Origin of the sequence: Streptomyces scabichelini (assembly GCF_011045015.1) — a bacterium.
Lineage (GTDB): Bacteria > Actinomycetota > Actinomycetes > Streptomycetales > Streptomycetaceae > Streptomyces > Streptomyces scabichelini.
In genome coordinates this window covers 1-25,954 of the sequence record NZ_JAAKZY010000096.1, presented here as the reverse complement: position 1 = coordinate 25,954, position 25,954 = coordinate 1, and the positions used below count along the sequence as shown (strand labels likewise).

Genomic DNA, 25,954 nt, shown 5'->3' with positions numbered 1-25,954 from the left:
CCCGGATAGCATCTGGCCCGATGGACACCGAAGCACAGTCGACGGAGCGCGACCGCTCCTCCCGCCCTTCCGAACCCGAGGAGATCTCGGACACAGAGGGGACGGAAGGACGGTCGCGCTTCGCGTTGGTGTCCCATGCCGCCGACTGGCTTCCGGGTGGACGTATCAGTCTGGCCGTGCTGTTCTTCTTGGTTTTTCTGCTGCTTTTGGGCCGTTTTGTGTTGCAGCCGTTCCAAATTCCCAGTGGTTCGATGGAGCCAGGATTGAGGATCGGGGACCGCGTTCTCGTAAATAAGTTGGCGTACCGTTTCGGTGCCGAGCCGAAGCGCGGTGACGTCATCGTCTTCGACGGCACCGGCCATTTCGGGACCGCCGACTACATCAAGCGAGTCGTCGGTGTGGGGGGAGACCATGTGGTCTGCTGCGACAGGCAGGGGAGGATCGAGGTGAACGGCCGGTCGGTCGACGAATCGACGTTTCTGTACCCGGGGAACAAGCCGTCCGAGGTGTCCTTCGACGTCGTCGTGCCCGACGGCACCCTGTTTGTCCTGGGTGACCACCGCGGCGACTCCAGCGACTCCCGCGACCACCTGGGTTCGCCGGGCGGCGGCATGGTCCCCGTCGGTGACGTGATCGGCAGAGCCGACTGGATCGCCTGGCCCACGGACCACTGGACCCGTCTGCACCCCGCCGATGCCTACGCGCGCGTGCCTGCCGGCGAAGGAGCGGCCGCCCCGGAGGCGGACGAGTCGAAAAAAGCGGTCGGTGCGCATGGGTAACCGAGGACGACCGCGCGGAAGCCACCGCGTCGACACCCGACTGCCCACCGGATACCGGCCCACCAGTGGCCGCGTGGGCCCGGGCCGCGCCGAGCGGCGCAAGCTCGCCCGCAAGGTCAAGCGGCGCAGGCAGCGCTCGGCGATCAAGGAGATACCGCTCCTCATAGGTGTCGCCCTGCTCATAGCCCTCGTCCTGAAGACGTTCCTCGTCCAGGCCTTCGTGATCCCGTCGGGCTCCATGGAGCAGACGATCCGGATCGGCGACCGCGTCCTGGTCGACAAGCTCACCCCGTGGTTCGGCTCGAAGCCCACACGTGGCGACGTCGTCGTCTTCAAGGACCCCGGGGGATGGCTCGAGGACGAGCAGCCGGTCGCGAAGAAGGACGACCCCATCGTCGTCAAGCAGGTCAAGCAGGGGCTGACCTTCATCGGGCTCCTGCCGTCCGAGAACGAACGGGATCTCATCAAGCGGGTCGTCGCGGTCGGCGGCGACACCGTCAAGTGCTGCGACACCCAGGGCCGCGTCACCGTCAACGGCATGCCCCTCAATGAGGCGTACATCCATCCCGGCAACAAACCCTCCTCGTTCCAGTTCGAGGTGAAGGTGCCCAAGGGCCGTCTCTGGGTCATGGGCGACCACCGGTCCAACTCCGCCGACTCCCGCTTCCACCGCACGGAGGCGTTCAACGGCACGGTCTCCGAGGAAGAGGTCGTCGGCCGCGCCATGGTCATCGCCTGGCCCATCGGCCACTGGCGACGCCTGGAGGAACCTGACACCTATGCGTCCGTGCCCGACGCGCCCGGCGGGTCGGCCACCGCCCTCGGTGCGTCGCATAGGGTGGCCAATGCGGATCGATACGGATTGATCCCGCTCCCGAGCCCTGCGGAACTCCCGCTCGTTATGGGAGTGGTGGGCCTGCGTCGGATCCGGCGTGGGCGGCGGCACGGAGTGAGGAGTGGATGTGGGGGATTTGGCGGTCGGAGCACGGTCCGGACACGAGGGTCCGGAGGAGAAACCGGAGCGACCGGAAGAGACGGCTCCCCCGGCCGCTGAGGACACCGTGGCCTCCGGAGGTGACTCCGGAGACGGCAGTGACAGGAACGAGCAGGGCGAGGACGCTCCGCAGCCGAAGAAGCCGCGGTCCTTCTGGAAGGAACTGCCGCTCCTCATCGGTATCGCGCTGATCCTCGCGCTGCTGATCAAGACCTTCCTGGTGCAGGCGTTCTCGATCCCCTCGGACTCGATGCAGAACACCCTCCAGCAGGGTGACCGCGTCCTGGTCGACAAGCTCACCCCGTGGTTCGGCTCCGAGCCCGAGCGAGGCGAGGTCGTCGTGTTCCACGACCCCGACAACTGGCTGGCGGGCGAGCCGACCCCGAATCCGAACGCGATCCAGACGGCCCTGAGCTGGATCGGCCTGATGCCGTCCGCCGACGAGAAGGACCTCATCAAGCGGGTCGTCGCGGTCGGCGGCGACACCGTCGAGTGCAAGGGCACCGGCCCCCTGAAGGTCAACGGCAAGGCGCTGAACGAGCCCTATGTGTACCGCGGGAACACGCCGTGCAGCGTGGACGAGACGGGCGGCCAGTTCAAGCTGAAGGTACCCGAAGGCAAAATCTGGGTCATGGGTGACCACCGGCAGAACTCGCTGGACTCCCGCTACCACCAGCAGGACGACAACGACGGCTTCGTCCCCGTGGACAACGTCGTCGGCCGCGCCATCGTGGTCGCCTGGCCGCCCACCCGCTGGTCCACGCTTCCTGTGCCGGACACCTTCGACCAGGGCCTCAGCGCCGCGGCTCCGGCCGCGCTCGGTCTCACGGGCGCACTGCCCCTGGTGCTGTGGCGCAGGCGCCGCCGTACCGTCGGAAACCCCAGGGTTTCTGGGGCCGGTACCGCCGGGTAGGGTGCCGTCCCAGATCGCTGATCTTACGCGGCTCCGAAGCGGGGCCCCGGGATCGATTCTCCGAGTTGGGGGAGCACTGGGATGAGCCAGACAGGTCGTACGGACGAGGGCCACGGACGGCTCGGCAGCACGCTGTCGGGGCTGGCCGTGGCCCTCGGCTGTGTGCTCTTCCTCGGAGGATTCGCCTGGGGCGCGATCGTCTACCAGCCGTACACCGTGCCGACCGACTCGATGTCGCCCACCATCGCGGCCGGCGACCGGGTCCTCGCCGAGCGGATCGACGGCGGTGAGGTCAAGCGCGGCGACGTCGTCGTCTTCAAGCAGTCCAGCTGGGGGAACGTCCCCATGGTCAAGCGGGTCGTCGCGGTGGGCGGCGACACGGTCGCCTGCTGCACGGACGGCAAACTGACCGTCAACGGCAAGAAGATCGAAGAAGGGTATCTGCCCAAGGGCACCGAGGCCGAGGCGAGCAAGATTCCGAACGTCACGGTGCCCGAGGGCCGGCTCTTCCTGCTCGGTGACGAGCGCAGTGGCTCTCTCGACTCGACCGCCCACCTCACGGAGGCCGGCAGCGGCTCGGTGCCGCGCGGCGCGGTGAACGCGCGGGTCGACTCGGTGGTGTGGCCCATGAACGGCATGCTGGAGAGCGCCACCGGCTTCGAGGCGCTCGGCGGCATCTCCCAGCCCGGGCCCCTGCGTCTGGTCGTCGGCGCGATCGTGGCGGGCGCGGTGCTCGTCCTCGGCGGAGCGGCGTACGGGCCGCTCACCAAGCGCGCGGCGCGGCGGCGGAGTAGCACGGGGGCGAAGGAGCAGGTTCTTGCCGGCTGAGGTGCCGGAGGAGGTGGGCGAGCTGTCGGCCGAGGAGCGCGGGGAGCCGGGTGAGCTGCTGCCTGAAGGCCCCGAAGGGCTCGGTGAGCTGCGGAAAGTCGCCCGGGTGGTGCTGCTCGATCCGCAAGGGCGCATCCTGCTGCTGTACGGCCACGAGCCCGAGGACCCCTCGGACAACTGGTGGTTCACGCCGGGCGGCGGCGTGGAAGGCGACGAGACGCGCGAGGAGGCCGCATTGCGGGAACTCGCGGAGGAGACCGGCATCACCGAGGTCGAGCTCGGCCCGGTGCTGTGGCGGCGAACGTGCTCCTTCCCGTTCGCGGGGCGTCGCTGGGACCAGGACGAGTGGTACTACCTGGCCCGTACGGCCAGTACGCCCAGGGTGGTGCCCGAGGCCCTGGGCCTGACGGAGCTGGAACGGCGCAGTGTCGCCGGAGCACGCTGGTGGACGTGCCAGGAACTCATCCAGGCACATGAGACGGTGTATCCGACCAGACTCGCCGAGCTGCTGCGCAGGCTGCTCGACGAGGGGCCCCCGGCCAGGCCCGAGATCCTCGACACTGAAATCGTCTAGGGGCTCGCGGGGCTGACGCACAATAGGGGGACGCACGGCTGAAGGGGAACATGCCATGAGCGCCGAGGACCTCGAGAAGTACGAGACCGAGATGGAGCTGAAGCTCTACCGGGAGTACCGCGATGTCGTCGGTCTGTTCAAATACGTGATCGAGACTGAACGGCGCTTCTACCTCACCAACGACTACGAGATGCAGGTCCACTCGGTCCAGGGCGAGGTGTTTTTCGAGGTGTCCATGGCGGACGCCTGGGTGTGGGACATGTACCGGCCTGCTCGTTTCGTGAAGCAGGTACGGGTGCTCACATTCAAGGACGTGAACATTGAGGAGCTGAACAAGAGCGATCTCGAGCTGCCGAGCGGCTGACGCCGGACGCTCTGCCGGGTGACGGAGTTGTCCACAACCGGCGGGCCATCCACCAAGATCCAATAGCGAGCCGTCGTGGGCTCAATGTTGGCGCCGGAGGTGGTGCCGACATGAACGCACGCAATGCACTCGGCAAGTACGGCGAGGACCTGGCCGCGCGGCGGCTGGGCGAGGCCGGGATGACGATCCTGGAGCGCAACTGGCGCTGTGGCAGGACCGGTGAGATCGACATCGTGGCCCGCGACGGCGACGCGGTGGTCGTCTGTGAGGTCAAGACCCGCCGGGCCGGTGCCTTCGAGCACCCGATGGCCGCCGTCACGCCCCTCAAGGCGGAGCGACTGCGGGGCCTGGCCGAGCGCTGGCTGCAGGAACACGGAGGCGCTCCACCCGGCGGCGTACGGATCGATCTCGTGGGCGTCCTTCTTCCCGACCGCGGCGCACCCGTGGTCGAGCATGTGCGAGGGGTGGCCTGATGGGATTCGCCCGTACGTGCTCGGTGGCGCTGGTCGGCGTCGAAGGTGTCGTCGTCGAGGTCCAGGCGGACCTGGAGCCGGGGGTCGCGGCATTCACGCTGGTGGGACTGCCCGACAAGAGCCTGACCGAAAGCAAGGACCGAGTGAGGGCCGCCGTGGTCAACTCCGGCGGCGAGTGGCCCCAGAAGAAGCTCACGGTCGGTCTCAGCCCGGCGTCGGTACCGAAGGGCGGCAGTGGATTCGACTTGGCCGTCGCCTGCGCCGTACTGGGAGCCTCCGAGCGGATCGATCCACGGGTGCTCTGCGACATCGTGATGATCGGGGAGCTGGGCCTGGACGGCCGGGTGCGGCCGGTACGGGGCGTACTGCCGGCGGTGCTGGCCGCGGCGGACGCCGGATACGAACAGGTGGTGGTGCCCGAGTGCGCGGCGGCCGAGGCCTCCTTGGTGCCCGGTGTGTCGGTGCTCGGCGTCCGCAGCCTGCGCCAGCTGATCGCCGTCCTCACGGACGAGCCGGTGCCCGACGAGGAACAGGACGAGCAGGGCCGCCCGGATCCACTCCTCGCGGGCCTGCGCATGCCGGGCACGGGTGCGGCCACCGGCATGCACAGCATGGGCGCCGCGCAGCACGACCAAGGCCATGACCTCGCCGATGTCGTCGGCCAGATTTCGGCACGTACGGCGGTGGAGGTCGCCGCGGCCGGTGGCCACCATCTGTTCCTGGAGGGCCCGCCGGGTGCAGGCAAGACGATGCTCGCCGAGCGACTGCCCGCCATCCTGCCGCGGCTCAGCAGGGAGGAGTCGCTGGAGGTCACGGCCGTCCATTCCGTCGCGGGCCTGCTCCCTCCGGGAAAGCCGCTCATCGACGTTCCGCCCTACTGCGCACCCCACCACTCGGCGACGATGCAGTCGCTGGTCGGTGGCGGCCAGGGAATCGCACGGCCCGGCGCGGTGTCGCTGTCTCACCGCGGGGTGCTTTTTCTGGACGAAACTCCAGAGTTCAGCAGCCGGGCGCTGGACGCGCTGCGCCAGCCCTTGGAGGCGGGACACGTCGTGATCGCGCGCACCGCGGGTGTCGTGCGTTTCCCGGCGCGATTCCTGATGGTGCTTGCGGCCAATCCGTGCCCCTGTGGCCGCTTCTCGAAGACGGGCAACTCGTGCGAGTGCTCTACTCCGATGGTCCGCCGCTACCAGGCCCGGCTCTCCGGTCCACTGCTCGATCGGGTCGACCTGAGGGTCGAGGTGGACCGCGTCACGCGCTCGGCGCTGATCGACGCCGGCATGCGGGGCGAATCCACCTCGACGGTCGCCAACCGGGTACGAGAGGCCAGGGAACGCGCGGCCGCACGCCTCACGGGCACACCGTGGCGGACGAACAGCGAGGTTCCGGGGCGCGAACTGCGCAGCCGGTGGTACGCCTCGATCGGCGCGATGGACGAAGCCGAGCGGGGCCTGGAGCGCGGCCTTCTCACCGCGCGCGGCCTCGACCGCGTGCTGCGCGTCGCCTGGACCATCGCGGACCTCGTCGGCCACGACCGGCCCGACCCCACGGACGTCGCCCTCGCCCTGCAACTGCGCACCGGGGTCCCACAGGGCGTGCCGATGGCGATCGGAGCGCTGTCGTGAGCGGGAACGACGAGCGCGTGAGCGGGGGCAGCGAGCGCGCGCGTAGGGACAGCGAGCCCGTGAGCGGGAACGGCCGGCGCGTGAACGGGGGCGACGAGGGCGTGACCGGAGGGGACCAGCGTGTGAGCGGAGGCGATGAGCGGCTTCACCGTGTCTTCCTCGCACGCGTTATCGAACCAGGGGACGAGGTCTGCGGGCGCTGGCTCCGCGAGCTCGGGGCCCGAGAGGTGGTGCGGCGGCTCTTCGGACACGGGGAACAGCTGCCGGGGGTGACGGACAAACGGTGGGCGGGCCTGCGAGCTCGGGCACAGCGGGCCGAGCCGGAGCGGGACCTGGCGGTGGCTCGGGACGCCGGGACCCGGTTCGTGTGGCCCGGAGCCCCCGAGTGGCCGGCGCAACTCGACGATCTGGGGGACGCACGGCCCATCGGACTGTGGGTGCGAGGGCGGCCCAACCTGCGGATATGGGCTCTGCGGTCCGTCGCCGTCGTGGGCGCCCGGGCCTGCACCGAGTACGGCGCCCACATGGCGACCACGCTGGGCTCGGGGCTTGCGGAGCGGGGCTGGGTCGTGGTGTCCGGGGGCGCGTACGGAGTCGACGGCGCGACACACCGCGGTGCGCTCGCGGCCGGCGGAGCCACCGTCGCCGTGCTCGCCTGCGGAGTCGACCGGCCCTACCCGCGCGGGCACACCCAGCTGATCACCAGGATTGCGGAACAAGGCCTGGTCGTGGGGGAGCTGCCACCCGGTGACCACCCGACGCCGAGCAGATTCATCCTCCGCAACAGGGTCATCGCGGCGCTGACCCGCGGCACCGTGGTCGTCGAGGCGGCCTACCGCAGCGGGGCGTTGGTCACCGCACGGGCCGCACAGCGGTTGGGGCGATACACGATAGGGGTGCCCGGCCCCGCCACCAGCGGGCTCTCGGCCGGTGTGCACGAACTCCTGCGCGGGGACGCGGTGCTGGTCACCGACGCCGCCGAAATCGCCGAACTGGTCGGCGACATGGGTGACCTGGCGCCGGACCGGCGCGGGCCTGTGCTGCCGCGCGACCTCCTGGACCCGGACGCCGACCGTGTGCTGGCCGCGCTGCCCGCCCGGAGAGCCGCGTCGGCCGAGGAGATCGCCACGGGTGCCGGGACGACGAAGGACGACGCGGTCGGCAGGCTGTACGAACTCCGGTCACTGGGATTCGTCGAACGACACGGCGACGGCTGGAAGTTGACACGCCAGGCGATGATCTCCGTCCACACGGATCGGTGGCGATGCTGACCCAGCGTGTTCGCCCGTCTGGGCGACACCCCGATGGCCTTGGCAATTCCCGCAGTTGATGCCGCGCGATGGTCACGCACGGCGACGGAAATGCCCCTGAGGGACGCCTAGCGGAACGTATCTGCGCATGGCGGATCGCCCGCCCTTCGCTCACTGCGACTCTCCAGTCACGCTACGCTCACAAGGATTCCGGCTCAGGCAAGCAATGCGACTCAGACAGGCAATCCCACTCGGACAAGCAACTCGACATCAGACCGACAGCTCACTCAGGCACAGCCTCTCCATGGCAGAACGGCACAAGACGACGAATGCCCCAGCACACCTCCGGGTCCGACCGGGCGGCTGTTCCCCCCGCTGCCCGCGGCGGCGTGCGGCCGCCCGCGCCCTCGACGCTCGATGAGTTGTGGAGGTCGTACAAGGCGACGGGCGACGAGCGGCTGCGCGAGCAGCTGATCCTGCACTACTCGCCGCTGGTGAAGTACGTCGCGGGCCGGGTGAGTGTGGGGCTGCCGCCCAATGTGGAGCAGGCCGACTTCGTCTCGTCGGGGGTGTTCGGGCTCATCGACGCGATCGAGAAGTTCGACATCGAACGGGAGATCAAGTTCGAGACGTACGCGATCACGCGGATCCGGGGCGCGATGATCGACGAACTGCGGGCGCTGGACTGGATTCCGCGGTCCGTGCGGCAGAAGGCGCGCAATGTCGAGCGGGCCTACGCCACGCTGGAGGCGCGGCTGCGGCGCAGTCCGTCGGAGGGCGAGGTGGCCGCCGAGCTGGGCATCGGGGTGGACGAACTGCACGCGGTCTTCAGCCAGTTGTCGCTGGCGAACGTGGTGGCCCTGGAGGAGTTGCTGCACGTCGGGGGCGAGGGCGGCGACCGGCTGAGCCTGATGGACACGCTCGAGGACACCGCGGCCGACAACCCCGTGGAGGTCGCCGAGGACCGCGAGCTGCGGCGGTTTCTCGCGCGAGCCATCAACACGCTGCCCGAGCGCGAGAAGACCGTGGTCACGCTCTACTACTACGAGGGCCTCACGCTCGCCGAGATCGGCAACGTCCTCGGGGTGACCGAGAGCCGGGTCAGCCAGATCCACACCAAGTCGGTGCTCCAGTTGCGGGCGAAGCTCGCGAGCTTCGGGCGCTGACGTCCGCCGACCTCGCGGAATCGCGCCTTCCGCCCCGGGGCCGCCCGTCGGCTGAGGAAGCCTTCTTCTGTCGTGTGACCTGGGAGCCGTCCGGCGCCGGACCCTCAGGCCCGGGCCCTCGGTCAAACCCGGACGTGCGGAGTGACTCCCGTCGCGGGGGGTCCGTCCGTAAAGTGGAGGCGTGCCAAGGATTCGAGCGGCCTCCGTGGCCGAGCACCGGTCGATGCAGCGAGCCGCCCTGTTGGACGCGGCACGGTCACTGCTGTCGGAGGGCGGGACCGAGGCGCTGACGTTCCCTGCGCTCGCCGAGCGCACGGGACTCGCGCGGTCCTCCGTCTATGAGTACTTCCGGTCGCGGGCGGCCGTGGTCGAAGAACTCTGCGAGGTCGACTTCCCCGTGTGGGCGGCCGAAGTCGAGGCGGCGATGTCGCCGGCGGGGACGCCCGAGGGCAAGATCGAGGCCTATGTCCGCCAACAGCTCGCGCTGGTCGGTGACCGGCGGCACCGGGCCGTGGTCGCCATCTCCGCGAGCGAGTTGGACGCGGGCGCACGCGAGAAGATCCGCGCGGCGCACGGCGGGCTCATCGCGATGATCGTGGAGGCGCTGGCGGACATGGGGCACGAGCAGCCCCGTATGGCCGCCATGCTGCTGCAGGGCATCGTGGACGCCGCGGTGCGCCGCATCGAGCTGGGCGCGGCCGAGGATCCGGGCGTCATCACCGAGGCCGCTGTGGCGATGGCTTTGCGGGGTGTGCAGGGCTGAGGCCCTCTTGGGTCTTCCGGGCTTCCCACCGTTCCTGAGGACTGAGCGGGGGTGAGTCCTGTTGCCAGGACTGTCGCTCAGCCTCCAGCCCGGCCGCCTCCGGCCAGGCCCAGAGCATCCAGCCCGGCCTCCTCCAAGTGCTGGCGCAGGTGCGCGAGGCGTTCGCTGCCTACGTGGTCATCTACGTAGACGGCGTCTCCGGTTACGTGGGCGGTCCCTCCGGTACGCCGATGACCGGGAGCAGGCGTGATGGGCCCCGGCCCAGTAGCCAGGGTGGCAGCAGGGACAGTGGGTCGAGGTAGGTGTCGGCTTGGCGCAGGCCCCAGTGCACGCATGACGGCGTGCAGTGGGAGCCCGACGGTTCCACGACGCCGACGACGTCGCCGGGCGCCACCTTCTTTCCCTTCTTCGCTGTCGCGCGCACCGGTTCGTAGGTGGTGCGCAAGGGGGGATCGCCGGTGCCGTCCAGTTCCACCGAGACGACCCCGCGGCCCGCGACCCGGCCCGCGAAGGAGATGCGGCCCGGGGCGACGGCCAGGACCGGGGTGCCGGGCGGCGCGGCGAGGTCCACGCCACGGTGGCCCCGGCCGTACGCGGTCGCCGGCGGGTCCCAGTCGCGGGTCACCCGGGGGCGTACCCCTACGGGCCAGGTGCGGCCGACAGCCGGTACCGCCGCAGCGGCTCTCGGCGGTGCCGGACCGTCGGGGCCGCCGTCGCGTGCGGTGGCCGCGGGCAAGGCGATTCCGAGGGCGGTCACCGTCAGGCCCAGGAGCAACGCCAGCCACGTACGAAGACATCGTTCTGCTCGCATGCGAGAACGCTCCCGCGAACCGCAGAAAGAAGTGGATCATGGCCGGGATCTGTGGACTACGCGCTGGTTGTGGACAGCGGCGTCACCCGGTGCCTCGCGTGTCCCGTACACTTCTGGTGGCGATCCGGGTCACCGGGTCGACTTCGCACGCCCCGACACCGGGCCATCAAAAGCCGGTGTCAGCGCCCCTCGGTCCCTAGCGGCAGGCGCATCGCGGGCGTCAGGCGCGAGTGCCGTCCGGCACGCGCGGCACAACCGAGAAAATCAAGGAGAACGGCCATGGCCGTCGTCACGATGCGGGAGCTGCTGGAAAGCGGCGTCCACTTCGGTCACCAGACCCGTCGTTGGAACCCGAAGATGAAGCGATTCATCTTCACGGAGCGCAACGGCATCTACATCATCGACCTGCTCCAGTCGCTGTCGTACATCGACCGCGCCTACGAGTTCGTCAAGGAGACCGTCGCCCACGGCGGCACGGTCATGTTCGTCGGCACGAAGAAGCAGGCGCAGGAGGCCATCGCCGAGCAGGCCACCCGCGTCGGCATGCCCTACGTCAACCAGCGCTGGCTGGGCGGCATGCTCACCAACTTCTCGACCGTCTACAAGCGCCTGCAGCGCCTGAAGGAGCTCGAGCAGATCGACTTCGAGGATGTGGCCGCCTCCGGCCTCACCAAGAAGGAGCTGCTGGTCCTCTCCCGCGAGAAGGCCAAGCTGGAGAAGACCCTCGGTGGTATCCGCGAGATGTCCAAGGTGCCCAGCGCCGTCTGGATCGTGGACACCAAGAAGGAGCACATCGCGGTCGGCGAGGCCCGGAAGCTCAACATTCCGGTCGTCGCCATCCTCGACACCAACTGCGACCCCGACGAGGTCGACTACAAGATCCCGGGCAACGACGACGCGATCCGCTCCGTCACCCTGCTCACCCGTGTGATCGCCGACGCCGTCGCCGAGGGCCTCATCGCCCGCTCCGGTGCCGCCGCCGAGGCCAAGGGTGAGAAGGCCGCGGGCGAGCCGCTCGCCGAGTGGGAGCGTGACTTGCTCGAGGGTGGCGAGAAGAAGGCCGACGAGACCGTCGCCGAGGCTCCGGCTGAGGCCCCGGCTGAGGCTCCGGCCGCTGCCGAGGCCCCTGCGGAGACCCCGGTTGAGGCTCCGGCCCCGGCTGAGGCTCCCGCCGCCGCTGAGGCTCCGGCCGCCGAGGCCGAGAAGCCGGCCGAGGCCGAGCAGGCCTGACCCCAGCGTCACGCGTCACGGTTCCAGTGACGGCGGGCGGCGCCGACCGCGCCGCCCGCCGTTCACCCGCAGACCGTAGATCTTCGGTGGACGCCCGCCCGATCAGCGGCGGACGCCGACTTCGAGACTTCGAACTCCGAGAAGAGATTCACTGATCATGGCGAACTACACCGCCGCCGACGTCAAGAAGCTCCGTGAGCTCACCGGCGCCGGCATGATGGACTGCAAGAAGGCGCTCGACGAGGCCGACGGCAACGTCGACAAGGCCGTCGAGGCCCTGCGCATCAAGGGCCAGAAGGGCGTCGCGAAGCGCGAGGGCCGCTCCGCCGAGAACGGCGCCGTCGTCTCCCTGATCGCCGACGACAACACCTCCGGTGTCCTCGTCGAGCTGAAGTGCGAGACGGACTTCGTCGCGAAGGGCGACAAGTTCCAGGCCGTCGCGAACACGCTCGCCGAGCACGTCGCCGCCACCTCCCCGGCCGACCTCGAGGCGCTGCTCGCCTCCGAGATCGAGTCCGGCAAGACGGTTCAGGCGTACGTCGACGAGGCCAACGCCACCCTGGGCGAGAAGATCGTCCTGGACCGCTTCGCCCAGTTCTCCGGCGCCTACGTCACCGCGTACATGCACCGCACCATGCCCGACCTGCCGCCGCAGATCGGTGTCCTGGTCGAGCTGGACAAGCCGGACGCCGAGACCGCCAAGGGCATCGCCCAGCACATCGCCGCCTTCGCGCCCAAGTACCTCTCCCGCGAGGACGTCCCGGCCGAGGTCGTCGAGAGCGAGCGCCGCGTCGCCGAGGAGACCACGCGCGCCGAGGGCAAGCCCGAGGCCGCCCTGCCGAAGATCGTCGAGGGTCGCGTCAACGCCTTCTTCAAGGACGCCACCCTCCTCGGCCAGCCGTACGCGCTCGACCAGAAGAAGTCCGTTCAGAAGGTCCTGGACGAGGCCGGTGTCGCCCTGAAGCGCTTCACGCGCATCAAGGTCGGCATCTGAGTCCGTACCGCGATCCACGCGAGACCCCGCTAGGGTCGACAGCAGTCGTCCTCGTACGTGGGCACGCGCGCGTGCGTGACGGACGACAGCAGATCTGACGAGGAGGCCATTGCCGCGCATGGGATGAGAACACCCACCGGCAATGGCCTTCTTCGCATGTGCGACACGTAAAAGAGGCGAGATCTCCATGACGACCACCAAGGCCGACAAGGACGACAAGAGCGATCACGGCAAAGGCGCGGGGCGCTTTCTGCTGAAGCTTTCCGGTGAGGCGTTCGCCGGTGGCGGGGCACTGGGCGTCGACCCCGACGTGGTGCACAAAATCGCCCGAGAGGTGGCCGCCGTTGTCCGCGACGGCGCCCAGATCGCGGTCGTCATCGGCGGCGGCAACTTCTTCCGCGGTGCCCAGTTGCAGCAGCGCGGCATGGACCGGGCCCGCTCCGACTACATGGGCATGCTCGGCACGGTCATGAACTGCCTCGCCCTCCAGGACTTCCTGGAGAAGGAGGGCATCGACTCGCGCGTGCAGACCGCCATCACCATGGGGCAGGTCGCGGAGCCGTACATCCCGCTGCGTGCCGTACGCCACCTGGAGAAGGGCCGCGTGGTCATCTTCGGTGCCGGTATGGGCATGCCGTACTTCTCCACCGACACCACCGCCGCGCAGCGCGCCCTGGAGATCGACGCCGAGGCCCTGCTGATGGGCAAGAACGGTGTGGACGGGGTCTATGACTCCGACCCGAAGACCAACCCCGAGGCCGTCAAGTTCGACTCCCTCAGTTACGGCGAGGTCATCACGCGGGACCTGAAGGTCGCCGACATGACGGCCATCACGCTGTGCCGGGACAACAAGCTGCCCATCCTGGTCTTCGAGCTTCTGGCGGAGGGCAATATCGCGCGGGCCGTCAAGGGTGAGAAGATCGGCACTCTCGTGGGTGACCAAGGCAGCCGGGCCTGACCCGGGGAAACCGACCCTGATCGGGGAACCCGACCTGTCCGGGGGAAGGACCCTGACCGGGGGATGGACAATGTCCTGCCGGTCGGGAACCGTGCAGGAATAAGACGCGACGCAGCCGGCCGCCGACCCCGACAAGGAACAGCTGCCGGGCCTACTCAAGATACGCAGGAGCAAGTGGTGATCGAAGAGACCCTCCTCGAGGCCGAGGAGAAGATGGAGAAGGCCGTCGTGGTCGCCAAGGAGGACTTCGCCGCGATCCGCACCGGTCGTGCGCACCCGGCGATGTTCAACAAGATCGTGGCCGACTACTACGGCGCGCTGACGCCGATCAACCAGCTGGCCTCGTTCTCGGTGCCGGAACCGCGCATGGCCGTGGTGACCCCGTTCGACAAGAGCGCGCTGCGCAACATCGAGCAGGCGATCCGCGACTCCGACCTGGGCGTCAACCCGAGCAACGACGGCAACATCATCCGGGTGGTGTTCCCCGAGCTGACCGAGGAGCGCCGCAGGGAGTACATCAAGGTCGCCAAGAGCAAGGCCGAGGACTCCAAGATCTCGATCCGCTCCGTGCGACGCAAGGCCACGCAGACCATCGACAAGGCCATCAAGGACGGCGACGTCGGTGAGGACGAGGGCCGCCGTGCGGAGAAGGAGCTCGACGACACCACCGCGAAGTACGTGGCTCAGGTGGACGAGCTGCTCAAGCACAAGGAAGCAGAGCTGCTCGAGGTCTGATGAACGACTCTTCCTGGGGGGCGCCGCCACAAGCCGGGTACTGGGGGCCGCCCGACCAGGGGCCTGTCCAGGGGGCTGCCCCGGCGGGTCCCGCGTACGACGCGCACAACGCCCAGCAGACTCGCCCCATGCCCATCGTGCCCGACGAACCCGCGCATGGCGGAGACCAGGACGACGACCGGGGGGCTGCTCGGACGGGTGGCCCCCTGTTCCGCGACGAGACGCCGTCGACGCCGCCGCCGCACCGGGCTCCGTCGCGGCACCAGCGCAATGAGCCGAAGCCGCAGGAGCCCATGTCCAGCGCCTCACAGCCGGCGTCCGCACCGCAGAAGAAGAACGCCGGGCGCGACCTGGGTGCTGCCATAGGCGTCGGCGTCGGGCTCGGTGCCGTGATCGTCGCGTCGTTGTTCGTCGTCAAGGCCGCCTTCGTCGGCGTCATAGCGGTCGCCGTCGTGGTCGGCCTGTGGGAGCTCACCTCGCGGCTCCAGGAGCGCAAGGGCATCAAGGCGCCCCTCGTGCCGCTCGCGCTCGGCGGTGCGGCGATGGTCGTCGCCGGATATGTACGGGGTGCCGAGGGCGCCTGGGTGGCAATGGCGCTCACCGCCCTCGCGGTCCTCGTCTGGCGTATGACGGAACCACCCGAGGGCTACCTCAAGGACGTCACGGCCGGCGTTTTCGCGGCCTTCTACATCCCGTTCCTCGCCACGTTCGTGGCCATGATGCTCACCGCCGACGACGGTGCGCGGCGAGTCGTCACGTTCTTGCTGCTCGCCGTGGTCAGTGACACAGGGGCGTACGCCGTCGGCTGGCGCTTCGGCAAACACAAGCTCGCCCCGCGCATCAGCCCCGGCAAGACCCGCGAGGGCCTGCTCGGCGCGGTCGCCTTCGCCATGGCGGCGGGCGCCCTGTGCATGCAGTTCCTGATCGACGAAGGGGCCTGGTGGCAGGGCCTGCTCCTCGGCCTCGCGGTCGCGGCCAGCGCCACCCTCGGCGACCTCGGCGAGTCCATGATCAAGCGGGATCTCGGCATCAAGGACATGGGGACGCTGCTGCCGGGACACGGCGGCATCATGGACCGGCTGGACTCGCTGCTGCCGACGGCGCCGGTGGTGTGGCTGCTCATGGTGGTGTTCGTCGGGTCCGCGTGACCCCGCCCCGCGACCACCCCGTACACGGCTCGAGTGAGCCCCGCTCCATGGAGAGCGGGGCTCCTCCCGTTTCCTGCCGTGTTCCTGCGGTGTTCCTGCCGTGGCATCCGGGGTGACGGAGTGGGACGATTCTTCTGTAAGCCCTCAAAGGGGATCACCCTGGAAGGAGGGCGTCATGTCCGCCATCCGCGAAGTGATCGACATCGACCGCAGCCCCGAAGACGTCTACGCGTATATCACCGACCCCTCCCACCTGCCGGAATGGCAGCTGAGCGCTGTCTCGGCTGAACCGCTCGACGAGGGACCGATCCACGCGGGCTCCCGGGTCAAGGTCACCCGGCGCTTCGGAAGCCGCGAGGTTCCGATGACCGTGGAGTTCGACGAGCTCAACCCTCCGTTCAGCTGGGATCTGCACGGGACCGACGGCCCCGTCAGGCCACGTACGCACGGTGAGATCGAGCCGCTCGACGAAGGACGGCGTTCCCGTGTGACGATCCAGATCGACTTCGAAGGGCGCGGCTTCGGCAAGGTCCTGCTGCCCCTCGTCGTCCGCCCACAGGTACGCAAGGAACTGCCGCGCGACGAGAAGCTCCTCAAGGACCGGCTGGAGCACACCACGGCGTAAGCGCTCCGCTGGGGGCGGGGTTCGAAGCTGCGGGTTCGTCCGTCGTGGCTGGTCGCGCCCGCGCGGCGGAGCCGCAAATTGAGACTGCCCCGCGCCCCTTACGGGGCGCGGTACCGCACCGGCCCGGTGGCAGCGCAGGTCACGTCAATCGATCTGCGACACTGGTACAGCCATGCCTAAGCCCGGAGAACTCACTTTCGTCGCCCCCCGCGGAGCCAAGAAACCGCCGCGGCATCTTGCCGATCTCTCGCCCGACGAGCGCAAGGAAGCCGTCGCCGCGATCGGGGAGAAGCCGTTTCGCGCCAAGCAGCTCTCGCAGCACTACTTCGCGCGGTACGCGCACGAGCCGGAGCAGTGGACCGACATCCCCGCCGGTTCGCGCACGAAGCTTCAGGAGGCGCTGCTTCCCGAGCTCATGACGGTCGTACGGCATCTGTCGACCGATCAGGACACGACCCGCAAGACCCTGTGGCGGCTGTTCGACGGGACGCTCGTCGAGTCCGTGCTGATGCGGTACCCGGACCGGGTCACCATGTGCATCAGCTCGCAGGCCGGCTGCGGTATGAACTGTCCCTTCTGTGCCACCGGGCAGGCCGGGCTCGACCGGAACCTGTCGACCGCCGAGATCGTGCATCAGATCGTCGACGGGATGCGGGCTCTCAGAGACGGGGAGATTCCTGGTGGTCCGGCGCGGCTCTCCAACATCGTCTTCATGGGCATGGGCGAACCGCTCGCCAACTACAAGCGCGTCGTCGGCTCGATACGGGCCCTCACCGACCCCGAGCCTGACGGGCTCGGGCTTTCGCAGCGCGGCATCACCGTGTCGACGGTCGGATTGGTCCCCGCCATTCACCGGTTCGCCGACGAGGGCTTCAAGTGCCGCCTCGCCATCTCGCTCCACGCGCCGGACGACGAGCTGCGCGACACCCTCGTACCCGTCAACACGCGGTGGAAGGTGCGGGAAGTGCTCGACGCCGGATGGGAGTACGCCGCCAGGTCCGGGCGTCGGCTGTCCATCGAGTACGCGCTGATCCGCGACATCAACGACCAGGCATGGCGCGGCGACCGGCTCGGACGGCTGCTCAAGGGCAAGCCCGTGCACGTGAACCTGATCCCGCTGAACCCGACGCCCGGCTCCAAGTGGACCGCCTCCCGGCCCGAGGACGAGAAGGCGTTCGTCGCGGCGATCGCGGCGCACGGTGTGCCGGTCACCGTCCGGGACACCCGTGGCCAGGAGATCGACGGGGCGTGCGGGCAGCTCGCCGCCACGGAACGCTGAGCGCTGTGCTTGAGCGGTTTTAGACTGCGGGTTCGGCGGGTCCGTTTGAAGCTGCTGTTCGTCGTGGCTGGGCGCGCAGTTCCCCGCGCCCCTTAGGGCCCCTAAGGGGCGCGGTACCGCACCGGACCATGGCACGGCCGCTCAAATGGCGGGCTGTAGTCTGGCCCTCGTACGTACATCTTCATATTCCGGCAGGGGAGCGCCACAGCGCTGAGAGTGCGGTAGCAGACCGCAGACCCTCTGAACCTTGCCCAGGTCATTCTGGGTAGGAAGTTCGGTCATCACTCAAGCTGTTGCGCCCTGCCCGGGAACTCAGAGGTTCCCGGGCAGGGCCGCGTCTCTTCCTGGTCACCCAGGAGGAATTCAGTGAGCACCACCAAGAAGTGCGTGGCCGTGGCCGTCGGGCTCGGTCTGGTCACGCTGTCCGCTTGCACGTCGTCCGACTCCGGCTCCGGGGAAGGGGCCTCGGAGTCCAAGACCGTCACCGTCGTCAGCCATGACTCGTGGGCGGCGTCCAAGAGCGTGATCAGCGACTTCGAGAAGCAGTCCGGCTACCAGGTGAAGGTCCTCAAAGACGGCGACGCAGGCCAGGCCCTCAACAAGGCGATCCTCACCAAGGACAACCCGCAGGGCGATGTCCTCTTCGGCGTCGACAACACCCTGCTGTCCCGGGCGTTCGACAACGACCTGTTCCAGCCGTACCAGGCCAAGGACTCCGATCTGCTGCCCCCGGAGTACCGGATCGACCGGCAGAAGCAGCGGGTCACGCCCGTCGACTTCGGCGACATCTGCGTCAACTACGACAAGGCCTACTTCGAAGAGAAGGGCCTGACCCCGCCGGAGTCCTTCGACGACCTCGTCAAGCCCGAGTACAAGGACCTCCTCGTCACCGAGAACGCCTCCACCTCCTCGCCCGGCCTCGGCTTCCTGCTGGGCACCGCGGCAAAATACGGCGATGGGGGCACCTCCCGCTCGAGCGAAGCCGAGAGTGGGGGAGGCTGGCAGGACTACTGGACGAAGCTCAAGGCCAACGGCGTGAAGGTCGTCGACGGCTGGGAGCAGGCCTACAACGAGGAGTTCTCCGGGTCCGCCGGCGGCAAGAAGGCGAAGGGGGACCGGCCGCTCGTCGTCTCCTACGCCTCCTCTCCGCCCGCCGAGGTCGTCTTCGCCGAGCCCAAGCCGGACACCGCACCGACCGGCGTCGCCTACGGCACCTGCTTCCGGCAGGTCGAGTACGCGGGACTGCTCAGCAACGCCAAGAACGCCAAGGGTGGCAAGGCCCTCATCGACTTCCTCATCTCGCTGAAGTTCCAGGCCGACATGCCGCTCAACATGTTCGTGTACCCGATGCGCGAGGACGCGCAGATCCCCGAGGAGTTCACGAAGTACGGCGCCCCGGCGGAGGACTCCGAGATCATTTCGCCCAAGGAGATCGCCAAGAACCGTGATCAGTGGGTCAAGTCATGGACGTCGCTCGTACTGAAGTAAGGGCCGGACGCCCCAGGACACCGGCTCCCGGGAAGAGCGCGGCGCGGCTGGGGCTCATGGTCCTGCCCGTCGCGTTCTTCGCGGTCTTCTTCGCCTACCCCGTCACGGCGATCGTGGCCCGTGGCCTCAAGGTCGAGGGTGTCTGGCAGTTCGGGCGGATCGGCGACGTGCTCACGCAGTCCGACATCCGGCACGTCCTGTGGTTCACGACCTGGCAGGCGCTCGCCTCGACCGCGCTCACGCTGCTGATCGCGCTCCCCGGCGCGTATGTCTTCGCGCGCTTCGATTTCAGGGGCAAGCAGGTGCTGCGGGCCGTCGTCACCGTCCCGTTCGTGCTCCCCACGGTCGTCGTCGGGACCGCCTTCCTGGCCTTGGTGGGGCGCGGTGGACTCCTCGACGAGTTGTGGGGCGTACGTCTCGACACCACCGTCTGGGCGATCCTGCTCGCGCACGTCTTCTTCAACTACGCCGTCGTCGTACGCACTGTCGGCGGCCTCTGGTCACAGCTCGACCCGCGTCAGGAGGAGGCCGCGCGGGTGCTCGGCGCCTCACGGTTCGCGGCCTGGCGCAAGGTCACGCTCCCCGCGCTGAGCCCGGCCGTGGCCGCCGCCGCGCTGATGGTCTTCCTCTTCACCTTCACCTCCTTCGGTGTGGTGCAGATCCTCGGCGGACCCACGTTCGCCACCCTCGAGGTCGAGATCTACCGGCAGACCTCGGAGATCTTCGACCTGTCCACGGCCGCCGTGCTGACCCTCATCCAGTTCGTGGCCGTGGGCGCGATCCTCGCCGTCCACGCCTGGACCGTACGGCGGCGGGAGACGGCCCTGCGTCTTGTGGATGCCTCCGTGACCGCCCGCCGGCCGCGCGGCGTCGGCCAGTGGGCGCTGCTCGCCTCCGTCCTCGGCACCGTGGCCGTACTGCTCGTTCTGCCACTGGCCGTGCTGGTCCAACGCTCGCTGGACGCACCCGGATTCGCGTACTACAAGGCGCTGACCGATGACGAGAGCGGCGTCTTTCTCGTCCCGCCCATCGAGGCCATCGGCAATTCACTTCAGTACGCCCTCGCCGCCACCGCCCTGGCCCTGCTGATCGGCGGACTGGCGGCCGCCGCACTCACCCGTCGTGACGCCGGCCGTCTCGTACGAGGCTTCGACGCGCTGCTCATGCTCCCGCTCGGCGTCTCCGCCGTGACCGTCGGTTTCGGTTTCCTGATCGCGCTCGACGAGCCGCCGCTGGATCTCAGAAGCAGCTGGATCCTGGTGCCGCTCGCCCAGGCGCTGGTCGGCGTCCCCTTCGTCGTACGGACCATGCTGCCCGTCCTGAGGGCCGTGGACATACGGCTGCGTGAGGCAGCGGCGGTGCTCGGGGCGTCGCCGTGGCGGGTGTGGCGTGAGGTCGATCTGCCGATGGTGCGGCGGGCGCTGCTGATCGCGGCCGGCTTCGCCTTCGCCGTGTCGCTCGGCGAGTTCGGCGCCACCGTCTTCATCGCGCGGCCCGACAATCCGACCCTGCCGGTCGCCGTGGCCCGGCTCCTCGGTCGCGCGGGCGAACTCAACTACGGCCAGGCAATGGCCCTTTCGACGATTCTGATGGTGGTGTGCGCGGTGGCGCTGCTCCTGCTCGAACGTGTCCGCACCGACCGGACGGGGGAGTTCTGACGATGCTCGAGCTCGATGCGGCGACCGTACGGTTCGGGGCGCGGGTCGCGCTCGACGCCGTCGGCCTCGATGTCGGCGAGCACGAGATCGTGTGCGTGCTCGGGCCCAGCGGCAGCGGCAAGTCGACGCTGCTACGGGTGGTCGCTGGGCTGCAACCGCTGGACGAGGGGCGGGTGTTCCTGGACGGCCGGGACCTCGGCGGAGTGCCCGCGCACAAGCGGGGCGTCGGCCTGATGTTCCAGGACCACCAGCTGTTCCCGCAGCGCGACGTGGGCGGCAACGTGGCCTTCGGGCTGCGGATGCACGGTGCCTCGAAGGCCGAACAAGGCGTACGGGTACGGGAGTTGCTGGAGCTGGTCGGCTTGCCGGGAGCCGCGTCCAGGGCCATCGCCTCCCTCTCCGGAGGCGAGCAGCAGCGCGTCGCGCTCGCCCGTGCCCTCGCCCCGCGCCCCCGGCTGCTCATGCTCGACGAACCGCTCGGCCAGCTCGACCGCTCCCTGCGCGAGCGGCTCGTCGTCGAACTCCGGGAACTCTTCGGCGAGTTGGGCACCACCGTGCTCGCGGTCACCCATGACCAGGGCGAGGCGTTCGCGCTCGCCGACCGGGTCGTGGTGATGCGCGACGGGCGGATCGCCCAGTCCGGTACGCCACTTGAGGTCTGGCAGCGGCCGGCGGACGAGTTCGTGGCCCGCTTCCTCGGCTTCGAGAACGTGGTCGCGGCGAGTGTCAGCGGGGAGGCCGCGGACACGCCGTGGGGGAAGGTGCCGGTGCCCGCCGGTGCCCCGCAGGGCGAGACCACGCTGCTCATCAGGCCCGCGGGCGTACGGCTCGTGCCGCCGGCGGAGGGGTTGCGCTGCACGGTCGCGGCACACACGTTCCGGGGCACCCATGTCTCCGTACAACTGCAACCGGAGGGCGCCCCGCGCCTGGAGGCGGCGTGTGCGCTGCGGGAGGCACCGGAGCCCGGGGACGAGGTCGGGGTGGCGTTCGACGCCGCGGAAATTGTCGTGCTCGATGGGGTGCCGTCAGCCTAGGGTGCCGGGCATGACACCACGCGGGCACGACCTCGGACACGACCTCGGGCATGATCGCTACTGCGACGAGATCATCGCGCAGACCGACCTGTTGAGGGAGCACCTGGCCGGCGCCGATCTCGGGGTGACCGTGCCGACCTGTCCGGAGTGGACGCTGCGGGAACTCGCCGTGCACGTGGGCGGCGCACACCGCTGGGTCGAGCACATCGTGCGGACGAAGGCGACCGAGGAGGTCCCGGAATCGCAGGTGGCCGGCTTCGAAGGGCCGTACGAAGACGACGCTGCCGATACCGCCGATCCTGCCGCCCTCGACGCCTGGCTGGCCGAAGGCGCCGAGAAGACCGCCGCGACCCTGCGCGCTGCCGGGGCCGACGCCGCGGCCTGGACCTGGGCCTGGGAGCGGACGGCAGGTTTCTGGGCGCGGCGTATGACGCTGGAGACGGTGATCCACCGGGCGGACGCGGCGATCGCCGCGGCTGCGCGCTACGAGGTCGCGCCGGAGCTGGCCGCCGACGCGATCGACGAGTGGCTGCAGATCGTCCGGTTCGTGCAGGAGACGGAGCCGGAGGACCTGGCGGCGCGAGACCTGCGAGGGGCCGGCCGCAGCATCCACCTCCACGCCACCGACACCGAGCCCGGTCTGAACGCGGAATGGCTCATCGAGTTCGAGGACGAGGGCGTCGACTGGCGCCGCGGCCACGAGAAGGCGACGGTCGCGCTGCGCGGACCGCTCACCGACGTACTGCTCGGCTTCTACCGCCGACTCCCGCTGGACGGCGGGCAGTTGGAGGTGCTGGGGGAGCGGAAGCTGCTGGAGTTCTGGCTGGAGCGGACCACGTTCGGATGACATCGGATGACAAAGGTGGCCCGCCCCCCCCCCGCGTACCGGATTCCAGGAAGCGGGCCACAACACGGCCGTGATCCCGTAATCAACGGCCGTTCACGGAGCCCGTACTCAGCGCTCCTTCGACGCCCCACGGCGACGCAGCGCGAACACCAGGGCCCCGCCGGCCACCACGAGCGCGGCCGCTATCCCGGCGATCGCACCGGTGTTGGCGTTCGCGCCGGTCTCCGCGAGGTCCGAGCCACCGCCCGCGGGCGACGCCGCGTCGTTCCCGGCGGGCACGGGGGAGGTGCTCTCCGACTCCGACGGGGTCGGCTTCTCCGCAGCGGGCTCCTGCGAGGGAGTCTCCGCTGACGGCGTCGGGGTTGGGGTTGCCGGAGGCGTCTGAGCCGGCGCACACGCCTCGGACGGCGTCGTCAGGTTCGGCCTGATGTCCTCGTCGACCTGGTTCCCGGCCTTGACGTGGATGCGGTACGACGCGTTCGGCTGCCAGTTCTCCGCGAAGTCGATGGTGACGCCCTCGCGGGAGCCCTTGACCTCCTGGCTGCCGACGAGCTTCTCGTCCGCGCCCTTCGACTCCAGGTAGACGGTGACCGTGGCCGGGACGCCGGTGGGGTCCTTGTCGGTCACGCTGATGACGCCCTTGTCGCCGTCGCACTGGGCGACGGCCGAGAACTCACTGATGTCGCAGGCGAGCGCGTTGCCTGCGGCACCGAGCGTGAGCGCGGCCGAGGCGGAGACGACACCGAGCATGCGCACGGAACGTGCGGTACGGCGGGATATGGACACGATTGCCCTTCACGGGATGCGCAACTGAGGGGGGTGATGGGGCACTGTGATCACAGCGCTCCCAGACGCCTCAAAGGTTTATGGGGCGCCGTCACTCGGTGTCAATGCGCGTGTCCGTCTTGCCCGTTGGCTTTAGCCGACGTTTGCCTGAGAACGTCCGCCGACCGTCCACGATCTTCAGCCGGCACTGGCCCGGGCCAGTCGGACGAGTGCCTCCGGTGCCTCCTCGACCCGGTCCACGAGGGCGATCCGCGGTTCCATCGAGCGGTTCCTGGCCAGCGACTGGAGCAACGGCCAGACCGGCAGCCGCTCGGTCCAGTGGACGCGGTCGACCAGGACCATGGGGGTGGGCTCGCCACGCGACTCGTAGTAGTTCGGCGTCGCGTTGTCGAAGACCTCCTGAACGGTCCCGGCGGCGCCCGGCAGGAAGACGACGCCCGCGTTCGAGCGGGCCAGCAGGCCGTCCTCGCGGGTCGCGTTGGCGAAGTACTTGGCGATGTGGGAGGCGAAGGCGTTCGGAGGCTCGTGGCCGTAGAACCAGGTGGGGATCCCGACGGAGTGGTTGCCCTTCGGCCAGCGCTCGCGCACCTCGAAGGCGCGCCGTGCCCATTCGGTGATCGAGGGGGTGAAGGACGGTGCCTTCCCGAGGAGTCGGCAGGCCTCCTCCAGCATCGCGTCGTCGTACGGCGCCGCGTACGCGCCCAGGTTCGCCGCCTCCATCGCGCCCGGGCCGCCGCCCGTCGCCACCGTGAAACCGGCGCGTGCCAGCGCGCGCCCGAGCCGGACGGCGCCCTCGTACGCCTCCGTGCCACGGGCCATCGCGTGGCCACCCATCACACCCACCACCCGCGCCCCGCGCAGGAGTTCGTCGAGGGCGTCGGAGACGGAGTCGTCGTGGACGGAGCGCAGCATCGACGCGTAGATGTCGCCGTCGGCCTTGGTGCGCTGGAACCACTCGTACGCGAGGGCGTCCGGCGTCTCCTCGTAACCCTTGTCGAGCGAGGCGAACAACTCGTCGGGTGTGTAGACGTGACCGCGGTACGGGTCGAACGGCAGGTCCGGGACGGGCGGGAAGACCAGGGCGCCGTCGGTGCGCACCTTCGCCGCCGCATCCTCCCGCATCGGGCAGCCGAGGAAGACGGCTCCCGCGGTTCCGGTGGTGAGCAGCTCCCGCGTACGGTCCGTCAGATCAACGGCCTGGACGCGGAATCCGGAGAGCGTGCCGCGGGCGGAGACGATCGCGTCGAACTCCTCGAGCGTCTCGATCTCGCGGTCGTCGTGGTGGGCCGCATGGGCGGGGCTCGTCTGCACCCGCCCATGCTAGGCGCTCCGCTGGAAGTGCGGTCCGGAATCTGCGGGCCGTCTGTGGCTGGTCGCGCAGTTCCCCGCGCCCCTTTAGGGGCGCCCCTAAAGGGGCGCGGTACCGCAACGGACCTCGGCACGGACCTCAGCCCTGGACCGCCGCCGGGTCCATCCACATGATCTCCCAGGTGTGGCCGTCCGGGTCGTCGAAGGCGCGGCCGTACATGAAGCCATGGTCCTGGGGCTCGCGGTTCTCGGTGCCGCCCGCGGCGACGGCCTTGTCGACCAGCTCGTCGACTTTCTCGCGGCTCTCGGCGCTCAGACACAGCAGTACCTCGCTGGTCTTCGTCGAGTCCGCGATCTCCTTCTTCGTGAAGTCCGAGTAGCGCTGCTTGTCCATGATCATCGCGACGATCGTGTCGCTGATGACGACGCTGGCGCAGTGCTCGTCGGAGAACTGCTTGTTGATCTCGTAGCCGAGTTCCGTGAAGAACTTCTTGGAGGCGTCGAGGTTGTTCACGGCGAGGTTCACGAAGATCATCTGCTGGTACATGTGCGGTCTCTCCCCTTGTGGTGATGTGGTGTTCGCAGAGTTAGACCAGGAGCCTGCGGGAAACTCATCGGCCTTCGCGAACTTTTTTCGTACGGGAGATCAGCCGGCCAGGGGCACGGCCGAGAGACCCGCGATTGCCCAGATCACAGGGGTGAGGACGGTGAGCAGCGCGCCCGCGCGGACGGCGGCCGCGCGGCGCAGCAGCATGGCGGGGGCGCCGAGCTGCAGCAGAACCGTCGTGGTATCGGTGCGGGCCTGCTTGGCTTCGACCGCGGTCGTCAGGAGCGTCGCGACGGCGCATCCCGCCACGAGCAGCAGGCCCAGCGTGGTGAGCGGCCCCACTTCGGGGCGCGCGTCCGCGTAGAGCGCGGTCATGGCGTACGCCCCTGATGCCACCGCGCACACCACGCCGAGCGGTCGGCCGATACGTCCCGCCTCCTCCATGAGCATGCGCCCGGCGAGCAGCCGCACCGCGCCCGGCCGCATCGCCTGCAGCAGCCGGCCGCACAGGTGGGTGATTCCGGGCCCCGCCATCGCCAGTCCCACCACGGTGAGGGCCCAGCCGACGAGCACACCGCCGGGGCCACCCGCGAGGCCGCCGGGCAGGGCGTGCCCGGGCTCGTGGCCGCTGCGACTCGCGTACGCCTCGACGGCGATCCCGGCCGCGACCACCGCCGCACCCCCTGTCTCTTATAAACATCTGCGAGCCCACGAGACCCAACCAAAAAAAAAAAAAAATCACAGTGAGATAATGGGGCAGATAAGGAGAAGTAAAAC

General features: G+C 69.3%; 26 protein-coding genes and 1 pseudogene. 22 read left to right on the top strand and 5 right to left on the bottom strand.

Annotated features, from left to right (window positions below; genetic code table 11):
• Positions 1 to 20: 20 nt before the first annotated feature.
• The 11 genes from lepB (G5C60_RS27330) to G5C60_RS27280 all read left to right on the top strand — a co-directional run bounded on the left by lepB (G5C60_RS27330) (position 21) and on the right by G5C60_RS27280 (position 9,729).
• Positions 21 to 779, top strand: a complete 759-nt coding sequence (gene lepB, locus G5C60_RS27330; protein ID WP_165263585.1) for a signal peptidase I — start codon at positions 21 to 23, stop codon at positions 777 to 779.
• A complete protein-coding gene (gene lepB, locus G5C60_RS27325) occupies positions 772 to 1,833 on the top strand; it encodes a signal peptidase I (protein ID WP_165263584.1) in 1,062 nt (353 codons plus the stop codon). The genes lepB (G5C60_RS27330) and lepB (G5C60_RS27325) overlap by 8 nt, the downstream gene beginning before the upstream one ends.
• Positions 1,742 to 2,686, top strand: coding sequence for a signal peptidase I (gene lepB / locus G5C60_RS27320; protein ID WP_165263583.1), 945 nt, complete (start codon positions 1,742 to 1,744; stop codon positions 2,684 to 2,686). Before lepB (G5C60_RS27325) ends, lepB (G5C60_RS27320) begins: the two co-directional genes overlap by 92 nt.
• A gap of 81 nt (positions 2,687 to 2,767) precedes the next feature.
• On the top strand, positions 2,768 to 3,514 hold the full coding sequence (lepB, locus tag G5C60_RS27315) for a signal peptidase I (RefSeq protein WP_165263582.1): 747 nt from the start codon (positions 2,768 to 2,770) through the stop codon (positions 3,512 to 3,514).
• 22 nt (positions 3,515 to 3,536) lie between these two features.
• Complete coding sequence (locus G5C60_RS27310; protein ID WP_420907415.1) at positions 3,537 to 4,088, top strand: NUDIX hydrolase; 552 nt, start codon at positions 3,537 to 3,539, stop codon at positions 4,086 to 4,088.
• Positions 4,089 to 4,143: 55 nt separating this feature from the next.
• The gene (locus G5C60_RS27305; protein WP_003993268.1) at positions 4,144 to 4,452 is read left to right on the top strand and encodes a DUF2469 domain-containing protein; all 309 of its coding nucleotides are present in this window, start codon (positions 4,144 to 4,146) and stop codon (positions 4,450 to 4,452) included.
• Positions 4,453 to 4,562: 110 nt separating this feature from the next.
• Positions 4,563 to 4,925, top strand: a complete 363-nt coding sequence (locus tag G5C60_RS27300) for a YraN family protein (RefSeq protein WP_165263581.1) — start codon at positions 4,563 to 4,565, stop codon at positions 4,923 to 4,925.
• Positions 4,925 to 6,550, top strand: coding sequence for a YifB family Mg chelatase-like AAA ATPase (locus G5C60_RS27295; RefSeq protein ID WP_165263580.1), 1,626 nt, complete (start codon positions 4,925 to 4,927; stop codon positions 6,548 to 6,550). Before G5C60_RS27300 ends, G5C60_RS27295 begins: the two co-directional genes overlap by 1 nt.
• A 122-nt stretch (positions 6,551 to 6,672) precedes the next feature.
• Positions 6,673 to 7,821 carry a DNA-processing protein DprA gene (gene dprA / locus G5C60_RS27290; RefSeq protein WP_165263579.1) on the top strand — a complete coding sequence of 383 codons (1,149 nt, stop codon included), beginning with the start codon at positions 6,673 to 6,675 and terminating at the stop codon, positions 7,819 to 7,821.
• Positions 7,822 to 8,129: 308 nt separating this feature from the next.
• Positions 8,130 to 8,966, top strand: a complete 837-nt coding sequence (gene whiG / locus G5C60_RS27285; protein ID WP_165263578.1) for an RNA polymerase sigma factor WhiG — start codon at positions 8,130 to 8,132, stop codon at positions 8,964 to 8,966.
• 205 nt (positions 8,967 to 9,171) lie between these two features.
• Positions 9,172 to 9,729, top strand: coding sequence for a TetR family transcriptional regulator (locus G5C60_RS27280; RefSeq protein ID WP_165263597.1), 558 nt, complete (start codon positions 9,172 to 9,174; stop codon positions 9,727 to 9,729).
• Between the two features lie 202 nt (positions 9,730 to 9,931).
• Here the strand turns inward: G5C60_RS27280 and G5C60_RS27275 are convergent, their stop codons facing one another.
• Positions 9,932 to 10,540 carry a M23 family metallopeptidase gene (locus G5C60_RS27275; protein ID WP_165263577.1) on the bottom strand — a complete coding sequence of 203 codons (609 nt, stop codon included), beginning with the start codon at positions 10,538 to 10,540 and terminating at the stop codon, positions 9,932 to 9,934.
• A gap of 279 nt (positions 10,541 to 10,819) precedes the next feature.
• On the opposite strand from G5C60_RS27275, the gene rpsB reads away from it, so the two are divergent.
• The 11 genes from rpsB to G5C60_RS27220 all read left to right on the top strand — a co-directional run bounded on the left by rpsB (position 10,820) and on the right by G5C60_RS27220 (position 22,536).
• Positions 10,820 to 11,770 carry a 30S ribosomal protein S2 gene (gene rpsB, locus G5C60_RS27270; protein ID WP_165263576.1) on the top strand — a complete coding sequence of 317 codons (951 nt, stop codon included), beginning with the start codon at positions 10,820 to 10,822 and terminating at the stop codon, positions 11,768 to 11,770.
• A gap of 157 nt (positions 11,771 to 11,927) precedes the next feature.
• Positions 11,928 to 12,764 (top strand): translation elongation factor Ts, encoded by an 837-nt coding sequence (gene tsf, locus G5C60_RS27265; protein WP_165263575.1) that lies wholly within the window; start codon positions 11,928 to 11,930, stop codon positions 12,762 to 12,764.
• Between the two features lie 187 nt (positions 12,765 to 12,951).
• Positions 12,952 to 13,722: a UMP kinase gene (gene pyrH / locus G5C60_RS27260; RefSeq protein WP_165263574.1), complete on the top strand. Its 771-nt coding sequence runs from the start codon at positions 12,952 to 12,954 to the stop codon at positions 13,720 to 13,722.
• 177 nt (positions 13,723 to 13,899) lie between these two features.
• Complete coding sequence (gene frr / locus G5C60_RS27255; protein ID WP_165263573.1) at positions 13,900 to 14,457, top strand: ribosome recycling factor; 558 nt, start codon at positions 13,900 to 13,902, stop codon at positions 14,455 to 14,457.
• A complete protein-coding gene (locus tag G5C60_RS27250; RefSeq protein WP_165263572.1) occupies positions 14,457 to 15,605 on the top strand; it encodes a phosphatidate cytidylyltransferase in 1,149 nt (382 codons plus the stop codon). The genes frr and G5C60_RS27250 overlap by 1 nt, the downstream gene beginning before the upstream one ends.
• Before the next feature lie 175 nt (positions 15,606 to 15,780).
• Entirely contained in the window at positions 15,781 to 16,230 is a 450-nt protein-coding gene (locus G5C60_RS27245) for an SRPBCC family protein (protein ID WP_165263571.1), read from the top strand.
• 172 nt (positions 16,231 to 16,402) lie between these two features.
• The gene (gene rlmN, locus G5C60_RS27240) at positions 16,403 to 17,509 is read left to right on the top strand and encodes a dual-specificity RNA methyltransferase RlmN (RefSeq protein ID WP_165263570.1); all 1,107 of its coding nucleotides are present in this window, start codon (positions 16,403 to 16,405) and stop codon (positions 17,507 to 17,509) included.
• Positions 17,510 to 17,875: 366 nt separating this feature from the next.
• The gene (locus G5C60_RS27235; RefSeq protein ID WP_165263569.1) at positions 17,876 to 18,997 is read left to right on the top strand and encodes a thiamine ABC transporter substrate-binding protein; all 1,122 of its coding nucleotides are present in this window, start codon (positions 17,876 to 17,878) and stop codon (positions 18,995 to 18,997) included.
• Positions 18,973 to 20,655, top strand: coding sequence for an ABC transporter permease (locus tag G5C60_RS27230; RefSeq protein ID WP_165263568.1), 1,683 nt, complete (start codon positions 18,973 to 18,975; stop codon positions 20,653 to 20,655). The genes G5C60_RS27235 and G5C60_RS27230 overlap by 25 nt, the downstream gene beginning before the upstream one ends.
• Positions 20,656 to 20,657: 2 nt before the next feature.
• Positions 20,658 to 21,689 carry an ABC transporter ATP-binding protein gene (locus tag G5C60_RS27225; protein WP_165263567.1) on the top strand — a complete coding sequence of 344 codons (1,032 nt, stop codon included), beginning with the start codon at positions 20,658 to 20,660 and terminating at the stop codon, positions 21,687 to 21,689.
• Between the two features lie 10 nt (positions 21,690 to 21,699).
• Positions 21,700 to 22,536, top strand: a complete 837-nt coding sequence (locus tag G5C60_RS27220; RefSeq protein ID WP_165263566.1) for a maleylpyruvate isomerase family mycothiol-dependent enzyme — start codon at positions 21,700 to 21,702, stop codon at positions 22,534 to 22,536.
• A gap of 108 nt (positions 22,537 to 22,644) precedes the next feature.
• On the opposite strand, the gene G5C60_RS27215 is transcribed toward G5C60_RS27220, so the two are convergent.
• From G5C60_RS27215 to G5C60_RS27200, 4 genes and pseudogenes are all read right to left on the bottom strand, one after another.
• Positions 22,645 to 23,322, bottom strand: a complete 678-nt coding sequence (locus G5C60_RS27215; RefSeq protein ID WP_338145940.1) for an LAETG motif-containing sortase-dependent surface protein — start codon at positions 23,320 to 23,322, stop codon at positions 22,645 to 22,647.
• A gap of 177 nt (positions 23,323 to 23,499) precedes the next feature.
• Positions 23,500 to 24,633: an SLOG cluster 4 domain-containing protein gene (locus tag G5C60_RS27210; protein WP_165263565.1), complete on the bottom strand. Its 1,134-nt coding sequence runs from the start codon at positions 24,631 to 24,633 to the stop codon at positions 23,500 to 23,502.
• Positions 24,634 to 24,769: 136 nt separating this feature from the next.
• On the bottom strand, positions 24,770 to 25,177 hold the full coding sequence (locus G5C60_RS27205) for a VOC family protein (RefSeq protein ID WP_165263564.1): 408 nt from the start codon (positions 25,175 to 25,177) through the stop codon (positions 24,770 to 24,772).
• 99 nt (positions 25,178 to 25,276) lie between these two features.
• A pseudogene (locus G5C60_RS27200) lies at positions 25,277 to 25,858 on the bottom strand (hypothetical protein); the annotation flags it as partial.
• Positions 25,859 to 25,954: the final 96 nt, after the last annotated feature.

Excerpts from the sequence above, each read along its gene's own strand:
- lepB (WP_165263585.1), top strand. The coding sequence starts at position 21 with ATGGACACCGAAGCACAGTCGACGGAGCGCGACCGCTCCTCCCGCCCT.
- lepB (WP_165263584.1), top strand. The coding sequence starts at position 772 with ATGGGTAACCGAGGACGACCGCGCGGAAGCCACCGCGTCGACACCCGA.
- lepB (WP_165263582.1), top strand. The coding sequence starts at position 2,768 with ATGAGCCAGACAGGTCGTACGGACGAGGGCCACGGACGGCTCGGCAGC.
- G5C60_RS27305 (WP_003993268.1), top strand. The coding sequence starts at position 4,144 with ATGAGCGCCGAGGACCTCGAGAAGTACGAGACCGAGATGGAGCTGAAG.
- G5C60_RS27300 (WP_165263581.1), top strand. The coding sequence starts at position 4,563 with ATGAACGCACGCAATGCACTCGGCAAGTACGGCGAGGACCTGGCCGCG.
- G5C60_RS27295 (WP_165263580.1), top strand. The coding sequence starts at position 4,925 with ATGGGATTCGCCCGTACGTGCTCGGTGGCGCTGGTCGGCGTCGAAGGT.
- whiG (WP_165263578.1), top strand. The coding sequence starts at position 8,130 with ATGCCCCAGCACACCTCCGGGTCCGACCGGGCGGCTGTTCCCCCCGCT.
- G5C60_RS27275 (WP_165263577.1), bottom strand. The coding sequence starts at position 10,540 with ATGCGAGCAGAACGATGTCTTCGTACGTGGCTGGCGTTGCTCCTGGGC.
- rpsB (WP_165263576.1), top strand. The coding sequence starts at position 10,820 with ATGGCCGTCGTCACGATGCGGGAGCTGCTGGAAAGCGGCGTCCACTTC.
- tsf (WP_165263575.1), top strand. The coding sequence starts at position 11,928 with ATGGCGAACTACACCGCCGCCGACGTCAAGAAGCTCCGTGAGCTCACC.
- pyrH (WP_165263574.1), top strand. The coding sequence starts at position 12,952 with ATGACGACCACCAAGGCCGACAAGGACGACAAGAGCGATCACGGCAAA.
- G5C60_RS27250 (WP_165263572.1), top strand. The coding sequence starts at position 14,457 with ATGAACGACTCTTCCTGGGGGGCGCCGCCACAAGCCGGGTACTGGGGG.
- G5C60_RS27245 (WP_165263571.1), top strand. The coding sequence starts at position 15,781 with ATGTCCGCCATCCGCGAAGTGATCGACATCGACCGCAGCCCCGAAGAC.
- rlmN (WP_165263570.1), top strand. The coding sequence starts at position 16,403 with ATGCCTAAGCCCGGAGAACTCACTTTCGTCGCCCCCCGCGGAGCCAAG.
- G5C60_RS27230 (WP_165263568.1), top strand. The coding sequence starts at position 18,973 with ATGGACGTCGCTCGTACTGAAGTAAGGGCCGGACGCCCCAGGACACCG.
- G5C60_RS27225 (WP_165263567.1), top strand. The coding sequence starts at position 20,658 with ATGCTCGAGCTCGATGCGGCGACCGTACGGTTCGGGGCGCGGGTCGCG.
- G5C60_RS27220 (WP_165263566.1), top strand. The coding sequence starts at position 21,700 with ATGACACCACGCGGGCACGACCTCGGACACGACCTCGGGCATGATCGC.
- G5C60_RS27205 (WP_165263564.1), bottom strand. The coding sequence starts at position 25,177 with ATGTACCAGCAGATGATCTTCGTGAACCTCGCCGTGAACAACCTCGAC.